A 1,851-nucleotide genomic window follows, 5' to 3' on the forward strand; every position below is an offset into this window, starting at 1 on the left:
CGCATTGGGGCCGCCACATGACGCACATGAGAATTTCGAGCGAAGCATCCGATCTGGACCTCGTCCTGATACACCGATTCCTGTCCGAGGACGCGTACTGGTCGAAGGGCGTTTCCAGGGAGTTGATCAACAAGGCATTGTCGAACTCCCTGTGCTTCGGGGGCTTTGTCGGTACCGACCAGGTCGCATTCGGCAGGGTCGTCACCGATTTCGCCACCTTTGGCTACCTCAAGGACATTTTCGTACTTCCCGCCTTTCGTGGCCGGGGATATGGCAAGCAGCTCGTTGCCGCGATGCTCGAGCGGCTGGAGCGGGAAGGCGTTGGCACCTTGATGCTCGCCACCCAGGATGCGCATGGGCTCTACCGCGCTTTCGGCTTCGAGCCGGTCGAAGGCTCGTCCAAATTGATGCGCCGCGCCCGTCTCTGACGCTTGCACCAAAATGTTGCGAACAAGCCGCAAATTTCCGGATTGCACGACTGCATGAGCGGCAGTGCGTGACATATTGCAGCGCATTAAATATTATTGCTATCTTGGAATTTGCATACCCTCGCTTGGGCAGAAGCGTGGCGCAGCAAACCCTGGCATGTCGCCTTGGTCTGTTTTTGAGAAAGCATCGATGAGCCCACTTTCTGCCATGGTTTGGCAGCGCCTGACCGGCCTGATGCCTGGGGAGTTGAACCAGGGGGAGCTGAGCTGGCTGGCCACGCCTCACCGCCATCTCTCCCTGCTCGCGCGCCGGCGTGCAACGCTGATCGTCAATCGCGTCAGGCTGTTCGCGTTCCTTTTTGCCGTCCTCACGCCAGTGTGGAGCGTGGTGGACTTCATTGTCTTCCCGTTCCCGCTGTGGCGAGAACTCGCCTTGATGCGCTTTGCGGCCTGCGCGGCGTTTGCCAGCCTGCTGGTCTATTACCGGTCCAACGGCGACCTCTTCAATGCGTACCGCGCGATGGCGCTGTTGTTCGCGATCCCGACCGTCTTCTATGTCGCGTCGCACACTTTGCTCACCTACTATGAGCTGACGGGAATGTCTGCCGCCATCGGCGCCGGCTATGCATTCCTTCCGTTCGTGTTGCTTGCGGGGCTGTCGATTTTCCCGCTGACCCTGGTGGAAAGCCTGGTTGTGGCCAGCCCGATCCTGATCTGCCAGGCGGTGTCCGGCTACCTGCGCTGGGCTGCGATGGACTGGCCTTCGTTTGCCGGCGCGTTTTGGCTGCTGGTGTTGATCACCGGTGTGGCCGCGCTGGCTGGCCTTTGCCAGCTCGCTTTCATGATTGCGCTGGTACGCCAGGCGATCCGGGATCCGCTGACTGGTGCGTTCTCCCGCAGCAGCGGCACCGAAATCATCGATCTGCACTTCACGCTCGCGCGCCGCGCCAACGCGCCCTTTGCCGTCGCGTTCCTGGACCTGGACCATTTCAAGCGCATCAACGACCAGTTCGGGCACGAAGCTGGCGATCGGGCATTGATCACGATGACCGAAAGCGTCAGCCGCCACCTGCGCCACGGCGACGTGCTGGCCCGTTGGGGCGGCGAGGAGTTCCTCTTGATTATGCCGGGCACCACCATCGAGCAGGCAGAAACCGCCATCGAGCGGGTGCGCAAGGCAGGCTTCGGTGAGCGCCCGGAAGGTGGCCGGGTCACGGCGAGTATCGGCATTGCCGAGTCCCGCGCCGACCAGGCCGCGGACTGGAAGGATCTCGTTGAACTGGCTGACCAGCGAATGTACCGCGCCAAGCAGGCCGGCCGTGATCGCGTCGTGAGCCGGGAACCGGCCGAGGCCGCCGCGATCTCCGCCTAAGCTCGGCTGACGATTCTGGTTACGTTCGAAAGCCCTTGCGCCCGGCGGACT

Annotated in this window: 2 protein-coding genes; both read left to right on the forward strand. The window is 62.1% G+C overall.

The window, feature by feature from the left end; all coding sequences use genetic code 11:
• The coding region (locus tag NX774_RS23245) for a GNAT family N-acetyltransferase (protein ID WP_307731435.1) at positions 1–428 on the forward strand (428 nt) is incomplete at its 5' end.
• Between the two features lie 190 nt (positions 429–618).
• The gene (locus NX774_RS23250; protein ID WP_258824675.1) at positions 619–1,800 is read left to right on the forward strand and encodes a GGDEF domain-containing protein; all 1,182 of its coding nucleotides are present in this window, start codon (positions 619–621) and stop codon (positions 1,798–1,800) included.
• Positions 1,801–1,851 lie beyond the last annotated feature (51 nt).

The sequence above is a fragment of the Massilia agilis genome, from assembly GCF_024756255.1.
GTDB lineage: Bacteria > Pseudomonadota > Gammaproteobacteria > Burkholderiales > Burkholderiaceae_D > Telluria > Telluria agilis.